Here is a 16,217-nt window from a genome sequence, read left to right on the forward strand (position 1 = left end):
ATATGAGTATCTGATGTTTAGCATTTTTTCCACGAAAACCTGCGCCCATAGTCTTTCCAACGGCGGTCGCCTTGCAGTCCGCCAGGCCGATAACAAGAAGTGGAGAGGCTAGAAATGTCGAACAACGGTTATGAATCCGGTCGCCTGAACCTGCCATTCGTGGGTCATTGCACCTTTGGCAAATCCCCGGTGTGCACCGATTGGGATGCACTGGATGCCGACGTCGCGGTGCTGGGCGTGCCCAACGACATGGGCACCCAGTGGCGCTCCGGCGCACGCTTCGGACCCCGCGGGATTCGTGAAGCATCGACGCTGTTTTCCTTCGGCCACGCCGGTGCCTACGATCACGAAGACGACGTGATGTACCTCACAGCATCGGATGTGCGCATGGTCGACGTCGGTGATGCCGACATCGTCCACACCGACATGGCCACCAGCAACAAGAACACCGAATACGCCGTGCGCAAGATCCTCGATGCCGGCGTGATGCCGGTGGTGCTCGGCGGCGATCACTCGGTGCACGCGCCGGTGATCAAGGCCTTCGAAGGCCGCGGCCCGATCCACATCATCCACTTCGATGCGCACCTGGATTTCGTCGACGAGCGCCACGGTGTGCGCTACGGCCACGGCAACCCGCTGCGCCGCGCTTCGGAAATGAACCACATCGTCGGCATGACCCAGATGGGCATTCGCAACGTGTCGTCGTCCAACCGTGACGACTACGAAGCTGCCCATGAAGCCGGCTCGAAAATCCTCTCGGTACGCGATGTGCGCCGCCTCGGCGTCGAGGGTGTGCTGGCGCTGATCCCGCAGAACATCAACTACTACATCACCATCGACATCGACGGTTTCGATCCGTCCATCGCCCCCGGCACCGGCACCCCGAGCCACGGCGGCTTCCTCTACTACGAAGTGCTGGAAATCATCCAGGCCCTGGCCAAACGCAGCAAGGGCAACATCGTCGGCATGGACCTGGTGGAAGTGGCGCCGGTGTACGACCCGACCGGCATGACCTCGATCCTCGCCGCGCAACTGCTGCTCAACAGCATCGGTTTCATCTTCCACGAGCGCGGCAAGGTGCGTGCGGCCGCCGAGAGCGAAACCACTCCAGCCTGATATCGAAACCACAAAACCCGGCAGGACCTGACTGCCGGGCAGAGAGAATAAAAATGGACACGATCGTCAAGAGTTACCTGCAGAAATTCGGCGTCAGCGAAGCCACCCAGACCTTCCTCAGCAAGGTCCAGAAAATGTTCATCGGCGGCGCCTGGGTTGAATCCGGCAACGGCGAAACCTCCGATGTGATCGAACCCTCGACCGAAGGCTTGATCACCCGCATTCCCATGGGCACTACCGATGACCTGGACCGCGCCGTGCAAGCCGCCCGCGCCCAGTTCGACGGCGGCGCCTGGCGTCAGGCCAAACCGGCCGAGCGCGAGCGCATGATGCAGCGCCTGGCCGACCTGATCGAACAGAACGCTGCCGAACTGGCGGAAATCGAATCGATCGACATGGGCAAATCCGTGGCCTTCGCCAAGGATGTAGACATCCAGGGCACCGTCGATACCCTGCGTTACTTCGCCGGCTGGGCCACCAAGCTGCACGGCCGCACCGTCGAACCTTCGTTGCCGGGCAACTACCTGGCCTATACCCGCAAGGAAGCGGTCGGCGTGGTCGGTGCCATCGTGCCGTGGAACTTCCCGTTGCAGACCATGGCCTGGAAGCTCGGCGCGGCCCTGGCGACCGGTTGCACAGTGGTGGTCAAGCCCGCCGAACTGACTTCGTTGTCGGCCCTGCGTTTCGCTGAACTGGTGCAGGAAGCGGGCATCCCCGACGGCGTGATCAACATCGTCACGGGGCGCGGCAGTGTGGTCGGTGCGGCCATGGCCACCCACCCCGGCATCGACAAACTGACCTTCACCGGCTCGACCCCGGTCGGCCAGACTGTCGGCCGCGCAGCGCTGGATGACATGAAGCGCCTGACCCTCGAACTCGGTGGCAAATCACCGGTCATCGTCTGCGCCGACGCCGACATCCCGTCCGCCGCCCAAGCGGTCGCCAACGGCGTGTTTTTCAACTCCGGGCAGGTATGCGACGCCGGTACACGGGCCTATATTCATAGCAGCGTCTACGACCAATTCCTGGGTGAGCTGATCGCCTATACACGCACCCTGAAAATGGCCCCGGGCCTGGACCCGGACTGCTTCATCGGCCCACTGGTTTCGGCCCTGCAAAAGCAGCGCGTGACCGAGTACATCGAGACCGGCAAGGCCGAAGGCGCCGAACTGGTCTACGGCGGACAAGCGGTCGATGGCCCTGGCTTCTTCGTCGAGCCGACCATCTTCGCCCATTGCCGCAACGACATGCGCATTGTCCAGGAAGAGATCTTCGGCCCGGTGCTGGTCACCGCCCCCTTCGACGATGAGGAAGAGGCCCTGGCCCTGGCCAACGACTCGCCTTACGGCCTGGCTGCCGCACTGTATTCCAACGACCTGGGCAAAGTGCACAGCCTGATCCCGCGCCTCAAGGCCGGTTCGGTCTACGTCAACGCCCACGGCACCCTCGATCCGTCGATGCCGTTCGGTGGCTACAAACAGTCCGGGTTCGGCAAGGACCTGGGCGCCGAGCAGCTCGATTACCTGCTCGAAACCAAGGCAGTCTGGATCACGCTCCCCTGAGTCAAGGCTGACTCAATCCCTGTAGGAGCTGCCGCAGGCTGCGATCTTTTGATCTTTGCTGTCCTGTCGGACGGCTGAAGATCAAGATCAAAAGATCGCAGCCTGCGGCAGCTCCTACAAGGGCGTACACCTATCTCGTCATGATCTTCCAACAATAAGAGACCATCATGAACACTAACGCCAAGTCAGCCCCGAGCGTGTCCAGCCTCGATGACAAACCCGTCGTCGAAAGCCATTCGATCGACTTCATCCCCGAGAACGAGCGCACCGACAAACTGTCGAGCCAGGGCCCGTTCTGGTTCCTCGGCAACTTCACTTTCTTCACCATGACCATCGGCTTCGTCGGCCCGAGCGTCGGTCTGACCGCGCTCTGGACCACGCTCGCCGGCACGCTGGGCATCATGTTCGGCACGCTGTTCATGGCGTTTCACGGTTCGCAAGGCCCGCACCTGGGCCTGCCGCAGATGATCCAGTCCCGCGCGCAGTTCGGTTATCGCGGGGTGATCCTGGTGCTGCTGGCGACGCTGTTCGTGTTCGCCGGCTTCAACATCGTCAATCTGGTGTTGATGATGCAGGGGTTGCACACGCTGTTCGGTTTCAGCCCGGCGGTGATCGCGGTGGCGGTGACCATCCCGGCGGCGGTGCTGGCAATCCTCGGTCATGACTGGATGCACCGCAGCTTCAAATGGGCGTTGTTCCTGTCGTTGCCGCTGTATGGCCTGGTGACCATGGCGGTGCTGATGGGCTGGGTACCGGATGCGGTGCTGCCGGCACTCGCGGAAGGCGAAGTGGCCCGGGAGCCACTGGGTTTCAACTGGACCGGTTTCATTGCGCAGTTTGCGGCGGCCGCCAGCTACAACATCGCCTATGCGCCCTATGTGTCGGACTACTCGCGCTACCTGCCGAAAAACACTTCCAGTGGCAAGCTGATCGCGGTGGTGTTCCTCGGGGCTTCGCTGTCCGGTGCATGGATGATTTCCGTGGGTGGCTGGCTGGCCGATCACCTGCATACCACTGACGTGCTGGTGGCCCTGGGGCAAGTCGGCAACACCGTGTCGCCACTGATGGGCACGGCGGTGGTGGTCGTCACTATCCTGGCGTTCCTGCCGGTGATCGCGATGAACATCTACAGCGCCAAGCTGACCACGCTGACCTGCGTCGACTCGATCAAGCACATCGAACCCACCCGCAAGGCACGCATCCTGGCCATCGGCTTCGTGATCCTGCTGCAACTGGGCGTGGCCCTGAGCATCCAGAGCTCCGGCAAAGGCCTGTCGGTGCTGGGGATCTACCTGGTGGTGATGCTGTACTTCCTGGTGCCCTGGACCTCGGTCAACCTCACTGATTACTTCTTCGTGCGCAAAGGCCGCTACGCCATCCCGCACTTCTTCATGCCCCACGGCAACATCTATGGCAGCTGGGGACTGCGCGGCATCGCCGCCTATGCCATCGGGTTTATCTCGATGATCCCGTTCTTCTACATCTTCGACGGCGTTGAACAGCGCGAGGTGTATGTCGGCCCGCTCGCCAAGGCACTGGGCAGCATCGACATCGCCTGGCTGGTCGGGCTGATCGTCTCAGGCCTGGCGTACTACTGGCTGAGCCGCTCGATCGACCTCAAGCGGGAAGAAACGGTGATCCAGCAGATCGAAAAAACCTCCCCGCAATACACCACTGGCGACACGCTGACCCACAAACAGCAGCCACTGCCGGTATTCACTGAATCGACGGTCGGGAGATAAGCATGACCACGCAAAAATACGACTACATCATCATTGGCGCAGGCTCGGCAGGTTGTGTGTTGGCCAACCGCCTGAGCGAAGACCCGGCCACCTCGGTGCTGGTCCTGGAATTCGGCGGCAGCGACAAGAGCGTAGTGATCCAGATGCCCAGTGCCTTCTCGATCCCGATGAACACCAAGAAGTACAACTGGCGCTACGAGACCGAACCGGAGACTTTCCTCAACGGCCGGCGCATTCACTGCCCACGGGGCAAGGTGTTGGGCGGTTCGTCTTCGATCAACGGCCTGGTGTATATCCGCGGCCATGCGCTGGATTTCGACGAGTGGGAATCCCTGGGTGCCGAAGGCTGGGGCTATCGCAACTGCCTGCCGTACTTCAAGCGCGCCGAGAGCTACGAGTCGGGCGGTGACAGCTATCGCGGGCAGACCGGACCGCTGCACACCACCAACGGCAACCACATGAAAAACCCGCTGTACGGCGCGTGGGTCGAAGCCGGCGCGGAGGCGGGCTACATCAAGACCGAAGACTGCAACGGCTACATGCAGGAGGGTTTCGGCGCCATGCACATGACCGTGAAAAACGGCGTGCGCTGCTCCACGGCCAATGCCTACCTGCGTCCGGCCATGGGCCGTCCGAACCTGACGGTGATCACCCATGCGATGACCCGCCAGGTCATCCTCGAAGGCAAACGTGCGGTGGGGGTCATGTATGACCACGGCGGCCAGACCCACCAGGTGCTTTGCAACCGCGAAGTGCTGATCTCGTCCGGGCCGATCGGCTCGCCGCACCTGCTGCAACGCTCCGGCATCGGCCCGGCGGATGTCCTGCGCAAGGCCGGGATCGGCGTGCGCCATGACCTGCCGGGGGTAGGGGAGAACCTGCAGGATCACGCCGAGGTGTACATCCAGTTCGGCTGCAAGGAACCGGTGACCCTCAACAGCAAGATGGACCCGCTGAGCAAGCTGATGATCGGTCTGCGCTGGCTGCTGTTCAAGGACGGCCTGGGCGCCACCAACCACTTCGAGGCCGGTGGCTTCATCCGCTCCGAGAAGGGCCTGCGTTGGCCGGACATCCAGTTCCACTTTCTGCCGGCAGCGATGCGCTACGACGGCAACAAGCCGATCAAGGGCCATGGCTTCATGGTGCTCACCGGTCCCAACAAACCGAAAAGCCGTGGTTACGTGCGGGTTCGCTCGGCCGACCCGTACGAGCATCCGGAGATTCGCTTCAACTATCTGGAGCGAGAAGAGGACCGCGAAGGCTTCCGCCGCTGCATTCGCCTGACCCGCGAGATCATCGGCCAGAAAGCCATGGACCGCTTCCGCGACGGCGAAATCGCCCCGGGCGCGCAGGTGACCAGCGATGAAGACCTCGACGCCTTCGTGCGCGACAACCTGGAAAGCACCTACCATCCCTGCGGTTCGTGCCGCATGGGCGAGGACGACATGGCGGTGGTCGACTCCGAATTGCGCGTGCGTGGTATCGCCGGTCTGCGGGTGATCGATTCGTCGGTGTTCCCGACTGAGCCGAACGGCAACCTCAATGCGCCGACCATCATGCTGGCCGAGCGGGCGTCCGATCTGGTACGTGGCGTGCAGATGCTGCCGGCGTCGGATGTGCCGGTGGGGCTGGTGGAGGGCTGGGAAAGCAGCCAGCGGACCTCCTTGCCAGGGCGTAACGTGCGGGTTTGATCCAAAAAGCAAAGATCGCAGCCTGCGGCAGCTCCTACAGGGAAACACATTCCAATGTAGGAGCTGCCGCAGGCTGCGATCTTTTGATCCTGCTTTGAAAAAATCCCTCTCAGCTTCACCTCCATTGCTAGTCTGTAAATCCTTGAGACCGCAATGGAGCACCCTCATGGCTATTCAGGCCCTGCGCGCCGACGCATCGCATATCGACCAGATCGCCCCTCTGTTTGACGCCTACCGGATGTTCTACGAGCAGCCGTCGAACCTGGCGCAGTCCCGCGCCTTCATCGCCGAGCGCATCGCCCGGGATGAATCGGTGATTTTTCTTGCCCGGGACACCGACGGTGAAGACCTCGGCTTCGTCCAGCTGTTCCCGACCTTTTCCTCGATCGACGCCCATCGCACCTGGCTGCTCGGTGATCTGTTCACCACGCCCGCTGCCCGGGGCAAAGGCGTCGGCACCTTGCTGATGAACACCGCCCGGGATTTTGCAAGGCTGGCCGGTGGCAAAGGCATGACCCTGGAAACCGCCACCGACAATTTCACCGCCCAGCGCCTGTATGAATCCCTGGGCTGGGTGCGCGACCCCGGTTACTACACCTACTGCCTGGATCTGAAAAAAGACTGAGTCAGCAAGCCTTTCAGGCAAACACCGGCCGCATGAATGAACGCTCGTAGCTGAGGATGAATTTCCGGTCTTCGGCGTATTTGAACGCTGCGATGCACGCCGGATCGTTCATCGATTGCTGCCGGTAATGTTCGTAGGCCGCCAGGCTGGGAAAGGTGAACAGCGCCAGGGCGATGTTGTTGGCGCCCTCCGAAGGCAAAAAGTAGCCGTGGTGCTGGCCGCCGAACTTCTCCACCAGGGGGATCCACAACTTGCCGTAGTGCTCGAATGCGTCGAGCTGGTAGGGGTCGAGCACGTACTTCAGGTAGCAGGTCACCATTGTTTCACTCCTTGATCAGGTTTTCAGGGCAGTCGCCACTGTAATCAACAGTGGGCGCCCGGCACAGTCGCTTGTTCGACATTGACCGGTAGGTTTGCGCCAGAGGCCTGTGCTGGTGCCACCGCACTATTGGTTCAGTCAATAGTCACCATCAAGAATCGCAAGTTCTGTTTTTTGCGCAAAGGCGGAAAATTGCCGGCATTGAACACGCTGCTCAAGGAACCTGCGCGATGAAAATCCTGACCCGACTGGCTGTGATTGCCCTGTTGCTGGGCAGTGTTGCGACTACCGCATCGGCCTTTGCCGAGGACGCACGCGCCTGCCACCTGCCGCCCATCACCGGTAGCCAGGGCGGCTTGCAATACGGGCAGACGGTCGGGGTGCTCTACAGCGAACACACCGTGGAAAACCTGCAATATCTTGAGCAATACCACTCGGTGGCCGTGAACGGCGCGAAGCACGCACTGGATGCGCGAATTCGCCAGGCCTTCGTCGACAGCTCCGATCCGCAACTGGCCATCGACTGGCTGCTGAGTTCGTTGCACAAGACCTTTCTGTCGGTGACGGTCTACGACAGCCTCGATGCCCTGGTACAGGCCCATCCCGATGTGGTGGTGATGCTCGATACCCACAACCAGTTGCTGACCCAGCGAAATGACCGGGTCGAGGCGCGTTTCGCCGCGCGGTTCTACGACGCCGGCCTGCAATACATCGGCAAGGCCGAAGGCGCAGTGGAAAAACAGCTGCCGTCGGTGTGGGTGCATGACAAGACCGCGCCCGAGATTGCCGCGCAAATCGAACAGCAACGCGACCTGCAACTGACCGCGCTGAAACAGTTCGATGCGTCGTTGAGCGCGCTGGTCTCCGCCGGATTGACCGCAGCAACCCATTAACCAGCCAATTCACCATAGATTGCTTTTCAGGACCTGATTCATGCGCACTTTTTTTGCCCCGACCCTGGCCTTCGCCTCGCTGTTGCTGGCCGGTTGTGCCACACCGAACAATCCGACGCTGACCTTGCAGACCAGCAAGTCGCCCGAGGCGTACACCCATTGCGTGGTGCCGAAGTTGCAGCACGATGCACTGGCGCCCACGGTCTCGCAGACCCAGCGCAGCTACCGGATTGTCGTATCGAGCAAAGTGGCGGCGGACAACGTGCTTGAAACCTACAAGGCCTCGAACGGCGGCAAGGTGTTCCTGTACGAGCGCAAGCTGCTGGCGTCGACCTTCGTGCCGTCCAGTTTCGAGCGTGCGGCGCAGGAATGCCTGTAAGCGCAATTTCAGGCAAAAAAAAGCCGCCGGGAGAGGCAGCAGAAAGTTAAAGCACGCATTGGATGAGCTGAGTATGGCGCCCACTTCATGACGATTCGATGACAAATGCACAATTGTGGCGAGGGAGCTTGCTCCCGCTGGGTTGCGAAGCGACCCCAAAACCATCCATCGCGGTTTTTCAGGCATACCGCGTTGTTCTGATTCACGACTGCTGCGCAGCCGAGCGGGAGCAAGCTCCCTCGCCACAGGTTTTGAGTTGAGCAAACTGATTGTCAGTAAACCTCCGGCACGATGATTTCCTGCGGCACAGGCCCCCGCGAATAGTCTTTCTGGCGCTCGCGCTGCGGCAATTCGATCACCGGCAACTCGACCTCTTCATAAGGCATCTGGCTGAGCAGGTGATGGATGCAGTTGAGCCGGGCCTTCTTCTTGTCGTCGGCCTGCACCACCCACCAGGGCGCTTCGGCGATGTGGGTGCGCTCGAGCATGATTTCCTTGGCCTTGGTATAGGCCTCCCAGCGACGGCGTGACTCCAGGTCCATGGGGCTGAGTTTCCACTGCTTGAGCGGGTCGTGAATGCGGCTGAGAAAGCGCAGATTCTGTTCCTGGTCGGAAATCGAGAACCAGTACTTGATCAACTGGATACCGGAGCGGGCAAGCATCCGCTCGAATTCCGGCACGGTGCGGAAGAACTCTTCGTACTGGTCGTCATTGCAGAACCCCATGACCTTTTCAACGCCGGCGCGGTTGTACCAGCTGCGGTCGAACAGCACGATTTCCCCGGCAGCGGGCAGGTGCGACACGTAGCGCTGGAAATACCACTGCGTGCGTTCGCGATCGTTGGGGGCGGGCAGGGCGGCCACCCGGCAGACCCGGGGGTTGAGGCGCTGGGTGATGCGCTTGATCACGCCACCCTTGCCGGCGGCATCGCGGCCTTCGAACAGGATCACCACTTTGTGCCCGGTCTTGACCACCCAGCTTTGCAGCTTCACCAGTTCGCCTTGCAGGCGAAACAGTTCGGCGAAGTAACGGCGCCGGGCTTCTTTCTCGCTGCCATCCTCGATGTGTTCATCGAACAGTGCGTCCAGGTGGTGTCCGTCTTCCGATAATTCCAGTTCCAGTTCTTCGTCACTGATATCGAGCAGCTCGCGGTGGATGCGCTGGATCAAGGTGTCCTGATTGGAAAGCATGGTGAGACACTCGCGTCATGGGTGGCACAGCCGATGCTAGTCACAGTTTGTTACGAAGTAGTGATGCCCAGCGGTGTCACATGGGTGTCATCGAAGCCATGGCAAGATCCTCGCAATCCGTCTTGAGTGCCCGACGGCCGTCAGTCCGCCGGCAGATGAATGTGCAAGGAACCCCTATGAAAGACGCCCCGCTGTTTGCCGCCATCGACCTGGGTTCCAATGCGTTTCGCCTGATGATTGGTCAGTCGGTGAGACGAAACCAGCAGATGGTCATTCAGGAAGTGAAGACCCTGCGCGAACCGGTGCGTCTGGCCGAAGGCCTGCAGGGCGGGGCGCTCGATGAGTTGGCGCTGGACCGTGGCTGGCAGGCGCTGGCGCGGTTCGGCAGGAAGTTGCGCGGTTTCGAGGCCGGACGCGTGCGCGCGGTGGCCACCAGTGCCGTGCGCGAGGCGGACAACGCGCCGCTGTTCCTGGCCAGTGCCGAGCGTCACCTGGGCTTTCGCATCGACGTCATTTCCGGTCACGAAGAGGCGCAACTGGTCTACGCCGGCGTCGCCCATACCTTGCCGGCGCAAACCACGCGGCTGGTGGTGGATATCGGCGGTGGCTCCACGGAAATGATCATCGGCCGTGGCGACCAACTTCTGGTTACCGAAAGCATTGCCATCGGCAGCGGCACCTTCGGTGCGCATTACTTCCACGGCGGGCGGATCCTGGCCGAAGCGTTGCTGGAGGCCGAACGTGCGGCCACGGTGCAATTCGAACGCATTGCCCGCCGCTACCGCGCCATGGGCTGGCAGCAGGCGATCGGCTCTTCCGGGACGGCGCGGATGCTGGCCAAGGTGCTCAAGGCCAATGGCCTGAACGATGACGGGCTAAGCGGCATCACCTACGGCGGCCTGTTGCGCCTGTCGTTGCGCCTGCTGGAAGTCAAACATGTGAAACACCTCAAGCTGGCCGGTCTGCCCACCCACCGCCTGAGCATTCTGCCCGGTGGCCTGGTGGTGATGCTGGCGGCGTTCAAGGTGTTCGGGATCACGCATATGATTGCGTCTGAACCGGGATTGCGGCTCGGCGTATTGCATGGATTGATGAACAAACACTGACAACCTGCCAGCCGAGGTAAACCCATGACCGAACCACGTCGCGTGCTGTTCGTCTGCGCCAGAAACGATGTCCGCTCACCCATGGTCGAAGCCTTGCTTCGCCACACCGACCCTGCCGACTTCCTGGCCTTCAGCGCCGGGCTTGAGGCCACCGAGATCGATCCACGCACCTTCGAATCCCTCGAACACATCCATGTCGATGCCAGCGGCTTGCGCAGCAAGTCCCTCGAGGATTTCGAAGGGCAGGAGTTCGACTACGTCATCACCCTGTGCGACAAGTCCTCCGAAGAGGCCGCGCGCATGCCGTTTACCGGTGAAGTGATGGTCTGGAGTTTCGAAGACCCGACCACCAGCGAAAGACACGACCCGTTCCGCCATACCCTCCAGGAAATCGGCGACCGCATCAAAATGTTCATCACCGTGAAAACCCGCCCCCTGTCCCAGGCACCGTCAGTCAGCGATTCCTGAAAAGCCGCCAACAGCGTCTACCCTCATCGGTCACAACCATCATGATGAGGGTGCAGACAGTGATGAAAACGGACAAGGTTGAATCCAGCGAAGCCTCGGCACTGATCGACGAGCGAATCCGCGAACTGGCCGACTGGCGCGGCGAAACCCTGGCCCGCCTTCGCAAGATCATCCGGCAGGCCGACCCCGAAGTGATCGAAGAGTGGAAGTGGCGCGTGCCGGTGTGGTCCCGTGCCGGCATCCTCTGTACCGGCGAGACCTACAAGCAAGTGGTGAAGCTGACCTTCGCCAAGGGCGCATCGCTGGACGACCCGTCGAAGCTGTTCAATGCAAGCCTTGAAGGCAATACCCGACGTGCCATCGATGTTCGCGAGGGCGAGCAGATCGATGAAAAGGCGCTGACGGCGTTGATTCAGGCGGCGATTGAACTCAATACATCCCGCACCAGGAAGTAAGCTCGCCAAGCCCCCTGTGGGAGCGAGCCTGCTCGCGAATGCGGACTGACATTCAAAATCAATGTCGACTGACACACCGAATTCGCGAGCAGGCTCGCTCCCACATCGGGCCGTGCCCACCTGACCATTTTGGATATGCTCAGCTGTCATGTTCCAATAGCGAGCCTTCGCAGACTGGAACCGCAACATGAAGAAAATCGCCGCCCTGACTTTCGCCCTGGCGCTCACCGCTGGCCTGTTCAGCACACCCACCCTGGCTGCGGGCGATGTCCAGGCCGGGGAGAAAGTGTTCAAGCGCCTCTGCAGCGGCTGCCATCAGATCGGCGAATCGGCTCGCGCCTTCTTCGGCCCGCAGCTCAATGGCGTGATCGGTCGCCACTCGGCCGTCACCACGGACTACGTGTATTCCGACGCGATGAAATCCGCCAACCTGGTCTGGGATCGCGAAACCCTGATCGCCTACCTCGAGGCGCCGAAGAAAGTGGTGCCCGGCACGCGCATGATTTTCTGGGGCCTCAGCGATCCGGAAAAAATCGAAGACCTGTTGGCCTATCTGCAAACATTTCCGGCGCAGTAATCACTCGCCCAGGTTCTCCACCAGCCATTGAGTGAAGCTGCGCGCCATCGCCGTGTTTTCGCTGTCACGGTGGGTCAGCAGCGCCCAGTTCGGGCCGCGGATGGTTTGTTCCACCATCGGTTGCAACAGCCCGGTGGCCCGCGCCTGCCGGCTCAGCAACTGGCTCACCAGCGCAATGCCCAGCCCGGTGCAGGCGGCGTCCAGCAGCAGCCCCGGATCGGAAAAGTTCAGCCCCTGATCCATCTGCCCCACATCGATGCCCGATTCCACCGCCCAGTGGCTCCAGTCCATTTCCCGCTCGCCATGCAGGGTGGTGCGATGTTGCACCGGCACGGCCAACAGGCTCGGGTGACACGCCGGATAGAGGCGGTCGGCGTGCAGCACCTTGAAACTGCATTCGGCCTGGGAACTGATGTCGTCGCGCACCGCCAGGTCGATGGTCTGGCTGGCCATGTCCGGCACCTCATCGGTGCTGAAGATCCACAAATCGACCTGCGGATGCTGTCGACGGAAATCCCCCAGGCGTGGCAACAACCAGTGCCGGGCAAACGCGGGGGTGGTGTTGAGCACCAGTTGATTGGGTTTCTGGTATTGCCCCAACCGGCGAATGCCCACCGCCAGTTGCTGCAACAACGCCTGGGTGGTGCTGAGCAGATCGTGACCGGCATCGGTCAGGCTGACGCTGCGCCCGCTGCGATAGAACAGTGGTTGCTCCAGGTACGCTTCAAGGCTGCGGATTTGCTGGCTGATCGCCGACTGGGTGAGGTGCAACTCTTCGGCGGCCTTGTGAAAACTGCCCAGCCGGGCGGCGGCTTCGAAGCCGCGCAGGGTGCTCAGGGGCGGCCAGTGTTTGAGCATATTGATAAGTTCCTCTAATCAGTTGCCTGCAAAATCCATCGTTTGTTTGCCCGTTTTACGAGCCGTAGCATGCATGCCAAGACCGCCAAGGGCGTTTTCATTGAACACAATGACTTAACTCAGAGGTACTTGTCATGCAGCAGAACGGTATTCAAAACAGCGGTTGGACGATGCCGGCCGAATGGGTCACTCACGCCGCCACCTGGATGGTCTGGCCGCACAACAAGACCCTGTGGGAGTCGGGCTGGCGGGTGACGCTGCCCCAGGTTCAAGAGGACTTCGCCCGGGTGGCCAACGCCATCGCCCGTTTCGAGCCGGTGAAACTGGTGGTCGATCCTTCAGCGGTCGCCAGCGCCAAAGCCTTGTGCGGGCCGAACATCGAGTTGATCGAACTGGCAGTCAACGACAGCTGGTGCCGCGATTCCGGCCCGAGCTTCGTCTGCCACCCGCAGCAAGGCCTGGCCGGTGTGAGCTGGCGCTTCAATGCGTGGGGTGGCAAGTCGGCTCACGATCTGGACGAAAGCCTGGCCCGCCGCGCGCTCAACCATCTGGGCCTGGAGTGTTTCGGCACCGCGCTGAGCAACGAGGGGGGCGCCATCCATGTGGACGGCGAGGGCACGCTGATCACCACCGAGTCGGTGCTGCTCAACCCTAACCGCAACCCGGGTGTGACCAAGGCCGAGATCGAAGAGATCTTCACCCGCCTGTTGGGCGTGAAGAAAACCATCTGGCTGCCGGGCGATCCGGACTACGTGACCGGTGACATGACCGATGGCCACGTCGATGGCGTGTGCGCCTTTGCCCGCCCTGGCGTGTTGCTGGTGGATGCCACCCACGACCAACAATCGGTGTACGCCGAAGTTGCCCGGGAGAACCGTCGCGCCCTTGAACTGGCCACCGATGCCCAAGGCCGCAAATTCGAGCTGATCGAACTCTATGAAGCCACCGACGCGGTGGACACCGAGGCCGAAGTGTTCTGCGCCTCTTACACCAATTTCTACATCGCCAACGGCGCGATCATCATGCCGGCCTACGGCATCGATGCCGACAAGGTCGCTGCCGAAGTATTGGCGCAGGCGTTCCCCGGTCGCGAAGTGGTGCCGGTGCGGATCAACCATCTGGCCCATGGCGGCGGCGGTGTGCATTGCATCACCCAGCAACAGCCGGCCTGGCCGGTGCGGGGTTGATGCCATGACACTGTTGACCATTGCCACCACGCAAATGCCCTGCACCTGGGACCTGAAACACAACCTCGACCAGGCCGAGCAACTGGTCCGCGAGGCCGCGGCCAAGGGCGCGCAGGTCATCCTGTTGCAGGAGCTGTTCGCGACGCCGTACTTCTGCATCGAGCAACACCACAAGCACCTGGCCCTGGCCGAGGAGTATCGCGACAGCCACGTGCTCAAGCGCTTTGCCGCATTGGCCAAAGAGTTGGGCGTGGTGCTGCCGCTGAGCTGGTACGAGAAGGCCGGCAATGCCTACTTCAATTCGTTGAGCGTGGCCGACGCCGACGGGCGCCTGTTGGGCGTGTATCGCAAGACCCACATCCCCAACGCCATCGGCTATCAGGAGAAGGAATACTTCAGCCCCGGCGACAGCGGGTTCCGGGTCTGGGACACCGCGTTCGGGCGCATCGGCCTGGGCATCTGCTGGGACCAGTGGTTCCCCGAGACCGCGCGCTGCCTGGCCTTGATGGGCGCCGAAGTGCTGCTGTTCCCGACCGCCATCGGCTCGGAGCCTGGCTGTGCCGCCCTGGATTCCCGCGATCACTGGCAGATGACCATGCGCGGCCACGCCGCCGCCAACCTGCTGCCCGTGGTGGCGGCCAACCGTGTCGGCCGGGAAGCGGCGACTACCGACCCGACCCTGCAAATGAGCTTCTACGGCTCGTCGTTCATCTGCAATCACAAGGGCAAGTTGCTCGCCGAAGCCGACCGCGACAGCACCGGCGTGCTGGTCCACACCCTGGACCTGGCGGCCATGCGCGAAGACCGCCTGACCTGGGGCATCTACCGCGACCGCCGTCCGGACATGTACGGCGCCTTGCTGACCCAGGACGGTCGTCAGATCCACTCACGCTGGGCAACCCAAGGGGTGTGACATGAACACGATCAACAAGCTGTGCCTGGCCATGGGGCTGGCGCTGAGCTGTGCGGTGCCTGCGCTGCATGCCGAGGAGAAAACCCTGCGGCTGTACAACTGGGCCGACTATTTTGCCGAGGACACCCTCAGCAGGTTCACCGCCGAAACCGGGATCAAGGTGATCTACGATGTCATGGACGGCAGTGAAACCCTGGAAGCCAAGATGCTCGCCGGTGGCAGCGGTTACGACCTGATCTTCCCCGGTGACACCGTGGCCGAGCGCCTGGTGCGCGCCGGCAGCCTGCAACCGCTGGATCAGTCCAGAATCACTGCCCTGAACGATGTCGAGCCCGGGTTGCAGAAGCTGCGCTCGCACTATGAGCATTCGAGCCAAGCCACGGTCCCCTACACCTGGGGCACCATCGGCCTGACCTACAACGCCGAACAGATCGCCCAGCGTGCGCCGGACGCACCGGTCAACAGCCTGGACATGCTGTTCAAGCCGGAGCTGGCGGCGAAGTTTGCCGATTGCGGCATCTCGATGATCGACTCGCCGGACGAAGTGCTGGCGGTGGTGCTCAACTACCTCGGCCGCGACCCGCGTAGCGGCAAACCGGCGGACCTGGCGGCGGCCAGTGAGTTGCTGATGAAGATGCGGCCGTACGTGCGCAAATTCCAGTCGCAACCGGTGACCGACCTGGTCAATGGCAACCTGTGCATGTCCCTCGGCTACAGCGGCGACATGACCCAGGCGCAGCGCACGGCCGACAGCGCCGGCAAGAAAACCACTTTCCACTACCGCATTCCCCGCGAAGGCACCACGGTGTGGATGGACACCATGGCCATTCCCGTCGACGCCCGGCACCCGGAATACGCCTACGCTTTCATCAATTTCGTGATGCGCCCGGAAAACATGGCGGCCATCAGCAACTTCACCGGCTATCCGACCTCCAACGCCAAGGCGCGCCCGGACGTCGATGCCGCGATGCGCAACAACCCGGACATCTACATCGATGAAGCCACCTACGCGCGGCTGATTCCCGGCAAGGACATTCCCCAGGCCGACATGCGTGCCCGCATGCGTACCTGGACCAAGTTCAAGACCGCTACCGTCAATTGATCACCGGCCGGCCCGAGGGCCGGCCAAACCCCGG

At 61.8% G+C, this 16,217-nt stretch carries 17 protein-coding genes; 14 read left to right on the forward strand and 3 right to left on the reverse strand.

The genetic code is table 11. The annotated features are described in order from the left end of the window. Window positions 1-114: 114 nt before the first annotated feature. The 5 genes from speB to AC3WJW_RS20845 all read left to right on the forward strand — a co-directional run bounded on the left by speB (window position 115) and on the right by AC3WJW_RS20845 (window position 6,736). Window positions 115-1,116 (forward strand): agmatinase, encoded by a 1,002-nt coding sequence (gene speB, locus AC3WJW_RS20825; protein WP_008049320.1) that lies wholly within the window; start codon window positions 115-117, stop codon window positions 1,114-1,116. A 53-nt stretch (window positions 1,117-1,169) separates the two neighbouring features. After that, the gene (locus tag AC3WJW_RS20830) at window positions 1,170-2,678 is read left to right on the forward strand and encodes an aldehyde dehydrogenase family protein (protein ID WP_493727193.1); all 1,509 of its coding nucleotides are present in this window, start codon (window positions 1,170-1,172) and stop codon (window positions 2,676-2,678) included. 167 nt (window positions 2,679-2,845) lie between these two features. Beyond that, window positions 2,846-4,420 carry a purine-cytosine permease family protein gene (locus AC3WJW_RS20835; RefSeq protein WP_493727194.1) on the forward strand — a complete coding sequence of 525 codons (1,575 nt, stop codon included), beginning with the start codon at window positions 2,846-2,848 and terminating at the stop codon, window positions 4,418-4,420. A gap of 2 nt (window positions 4,421-4,422) precedes the next feature. After that, window positions 4,423-6,111, forward strand: coding sequence for a choline dehydrogenase (betA, locus tag AC3WJW_RS20840; RefSeq protein WP_007980667.1), 1,689 nt, complete (start codon window positions 4,423-4,425; stop codon window positions 6,109-6,111). Between the two features lie 166 nt (window positions 6,112-6,277). After that, window positions 6,278-6,736, forward strand: a complete 459-nt coding sequence (locus AC3WJW_RS20845; RefSeq protein WP_493727195.1) for a GNAT family N-acetyltransferase — start codon at window positions 6,278-6,280, stop codon at window positions 6,734-6,736. Between the two features lie 13 nt (window positions 6,737-6,749). On the opposite strand, the gene AC3WJW_RS20850 is transcribed toward AC3WJW_RS20845, so the two are convergent. Beyond that, entirely contained in the window at window positions 6,750-7,055 is a 306-nt protein-coding gene (locus AC3WJW_RS20850; protein WP_007980671.1) for an NIPSNAP family protein, read from the reverse strand. 230 nt (window positions 7,056-7,285) lie between these two features. Between AC3WJW_RS20850 and AC3WJW_RS20855 the strand changes: the two genes are divergently transcribed. Together AC3WJW_RS20855 and AC3WJW_RS20860 are read left to right on the forward strand one after the other, a co-directional pair. Beyond that, on the forward strand, window positions 7,286-7,948 hold the full coding sequence (locus AC3WJW_RS20855; RefSeq protein ID WP_493727196.1) for an ATPase: 663 nt from the start codon (window positions 7,286-7,288) through the stop codon (window positions 7,946-7,948). 40 nt (window positions 7,949-7,988) lie between these two features. Beyond that, entirely contained in the window at window positions 7,989-8,327 is a 339-nt protein-coding gene (locus AC3WJW_RS20860) for a hypothetical protein (RefSeq protein ID WP_095966456.1), read from the forward strand. Window positions 8,328-8,599: 272 nt separating this feature from the next. Here AC3WJW_RS20860 and ppk2 read toward each other — a convergent pair whose 3' ends face one another. Next, window positions 8,600-9,517, reverse strand: coding sequence for a polyphosphate kinase 2 (gene ppk2 / locus AC3WJW_RS20865; protein WP_493727197.1), 918 nt, complete (start codon window positions 9,515-9,517; stop codon window positions 8,600-8,602). A 176-nt stretch (window positions 9,518-9,693) separates the two neighbouring features. On the opposite strand from ppk2, the gene AC3WJW_RS20870 reads away from it, so the two are divergent. The 4 genes from AC3WJW_RS20870 (at window position 9,694) to AC3WJW_RS20885 (ending at window position 12,123) form a co-directional block, all read left to right on the forward strand. Next, complete coding sequence (locus AC3WJW_RS20870; protein ID WP_493727198.1) at window positions 9,694-10,623, forward strand: Ppx/GppA phosphatase family protein; 930 nt, start codon at window positions 9,694-9,696, stop codon at window positions 10,621-10,623. 24 nt (window positions 10,624-10,647) lie between these two features. After that, a complete protein-coding gene (locus AC3WJW_RS20875; RefSeq protein WP_493727199.1) occupies window positions 10,648-11,091 on the forward strand; it encodes an arsenate reductase ArsC in 444 nt (147 codons plus the stop codon). Between the two features lie 62 nt (window positions 11,092-11,153). Further along, the gene (locus AC3WJW_RS20880; RefSeq protein WP_493727200.1) at window positions 11,154-11,546 is read left to right on the forward strand and encodes a DUF1801 domain-containing protein; all 393 of its coding nucleotides are present in this window, start codon (window positions 11,154-11,156) and stop codon (window positions 11,544-11,546) included. Between the two features lie 187 nt (window positions 11,547-11,733). Then, the gene (locus AC3WJW_RS20885; protein WP_429395551.1) at window positions 11,734-12,123 is read left to right on the forward strand and encodes a c-type cytochrome; all 390 of its coding nucleotides are present in this window, start codon (window positions 11,734-11,736) and stop codon (window positions 12,121-12,123) included. Here AC3WJW_RS20885 and AC3WJW_RS20890 read toward each other — a convergent pair whose 3' ends face one another. Beyond that, a complete protein-coding gene (locus AC3WJW_RS20890) occupies window positions 12,124-12,981 on the reverse strand; it encodes a LysR substrate-binding domain-containing protein (protein ID WP_493727201.1) in 858 nt (285 codons plus the stop codon). Window positions 12,982-13,115: 134 nt separating this feature from the next. On the opposite strand from AC3WJW_RS20890, the gene AC3WJW_RS20895 reads away from it, so the two are divergent. From AC3WJW_RS20895 to AC3WJW_RS20905, 3 genes are read left to right on the forward strand one after another with little or no spacing between them, the layout of a single operon-like run. Next, window positions 13,116-14,168: an agmatine deiminase family protein gene (locus tag AC3WJW_RS20895; protein ID WP_493727202.1), complete on the forward strand. Its 1,053-nt coding sequence runs from the start codon at window positions 13,116-13,118 to the stop codon at window positions 14,166-14,168. A 4-nt stretch (window positions 14,169-14,172) separates the two neighbouring features. Then, entirely contained in the window at window positions 14,173-15,081 is a 909-nt protein-coding gene (gene aguB / locus AC3WJW_RS20900; protein WP_493727203.1) for an N-carbamoylputrescine amidase, read from the forward strand. A gap of 1 nt (window position 15,082) precedes the next feature. Then, the gene (locus AC3WJW_RS20905) at window positions 15,083-16,183 is read left to right on the forward strand and encodes an extracellular solute-binding protein (RefSeq protein ID WP_493727204.1); all 1,101 of its coding nucleotides are present in this window, start codon (window positions 15,083-15,085) and stop codon (window positions 16,181-16,183) included. Window positions 16,184-16,217: the final 34 nt, after the last annotated feature.

The sequence above is a fragment of the Pseudomonas sp. GW821-FHT07G06 genome, from assembly GCF_058986625.1.

What these genes read in the sequence shown, in the direction of transcription:
- speB (WP_008049320.1), top strand. Translation starts at nt 115, where the DNA reads ATGTCGAACAACGGTTATGAATCCGGTCGCCTGAACCTGCCATTCGTG.
- AC3WJW_RS20830 (WP_493727193.1), top strand. Translation starts at nt 1,170, where the DNA reads ATGGACACGATCGTCAAGAGTTACCTGCAGAAATTCGGCGTCAGCGAA.
- AC3WJW_RS20835 (WP_493727194.1), top strand. Translation starts at nt 2,846, where the DNA reads ATGAACACTAACGCCAAGTCAGCCCCGAGCGTGTCCAGCCTCGATGAC.
- betA (WP_007980667.1), top strand. Translation starts at nt 4,423, where the DNA reads ATGACCACGCAAAAATACGACTACATCATCATTGGCGCAGGCTCGGCA.
- AC3WJW_RS20845 (WP_493727195.1), top strand. Translation starts at nt 6,278, where the DNA reads ATGGCTATTCAGGCCCTGCGCGCCGACGCATCGCATATCGACCAGATC.
- AC3WJW_RS20850 (WP_007980671.1), bottom strand. Translation starts at nt 7,055, where the DNA reads ATGGTGACCTGCTACCTGAAGTACGTGCTCGACCCCTACCAGCTCGAC.
- AC3WJW_RS20855 (WP_493727196.1), top strand. Translation starts at nt 7,286, where the DNA reads ATGAAAATCCTGACCCGACTGGCTGTGATTGCCCTGTTGCTGGGCAGT.
- AC3WJW_RS20860 (WP_095966456.1), top strand. Translation starts at nt 7,989, where the DNA reads ATGCGCACTTTTTTTGCCCCGACCCTGGCCTTCGCCTCGCTGTTGCTG.
- ppk2 (WP_493727197.1), bottom strand. Translation starts at nt 9,517, where the DNA reads ATGCTTTCCAATCAGGACACCTTGATCCAGCGCATCCACCGCGAGCTG.
- AC3WJW_RS20870 (WP_493727198.1), top strand. Translation starts at nt 9,694, where the DNA reads ATGAAAGACGCCCCGCTGTTTGCCGCCATCGACCTGGGTTCCAATGCG.
- AC3WJW_RS20875 (WP_493727199.1), top strand. Translation starts at nt 10,648, where the DNA reads ATGACCGAACCACGTCGCGTGCTGTTCGTCTGCGCCAGAAACGATGTC.
- AC3WJW_RS20880 (WP_493727200.1), top strand. Translation starts at nt 11,154, where the DNA reads ATGAAAACGGACAAGGTTGAATCCAGCGAAGCCTCGGCACTGATCGAC.
- AC3WJW_RS20885 (WP_429395551.1), top strand. Translation starts at nt 11,734, where the DNA reads ATGAAGAAAATCGCCGCCCTGACTTTCGCCCTGGCGCTCACCGCTGGC.
- AC3WJW_RS20890 (WP_493727201.1), bottom strand. Translation starts at nt 12,981, where the DNA reads ATGCTCAAACACTGGCCGCCCCTGAGCACCCTGCGCGGCTTCGAAGCC.
- AC3WJW_RS20895 (WP_493727202.1), top strand. Translation starts at nt 13,116, where the DNA reads ATGCAGCAGAACGGTATTCAAAACAGCGGTTGGACGATGCCGGCCGAA.
- aguB (WP_493727203.1), top strand. Translation starts at nt 14,173, where the DNA reads ATGACACTGTTGACCATTGCCACCACGCAAATGCCCTGCACCTGGGAC.
- AC3WJW_RS20905 (WP_493727204.1), top strand. Translation starts at nt 15,083, where the DNA reads ATGAACACGATCAACAAGCTGTGCCTGGCCATGGGGCTGGCGCTGAGC.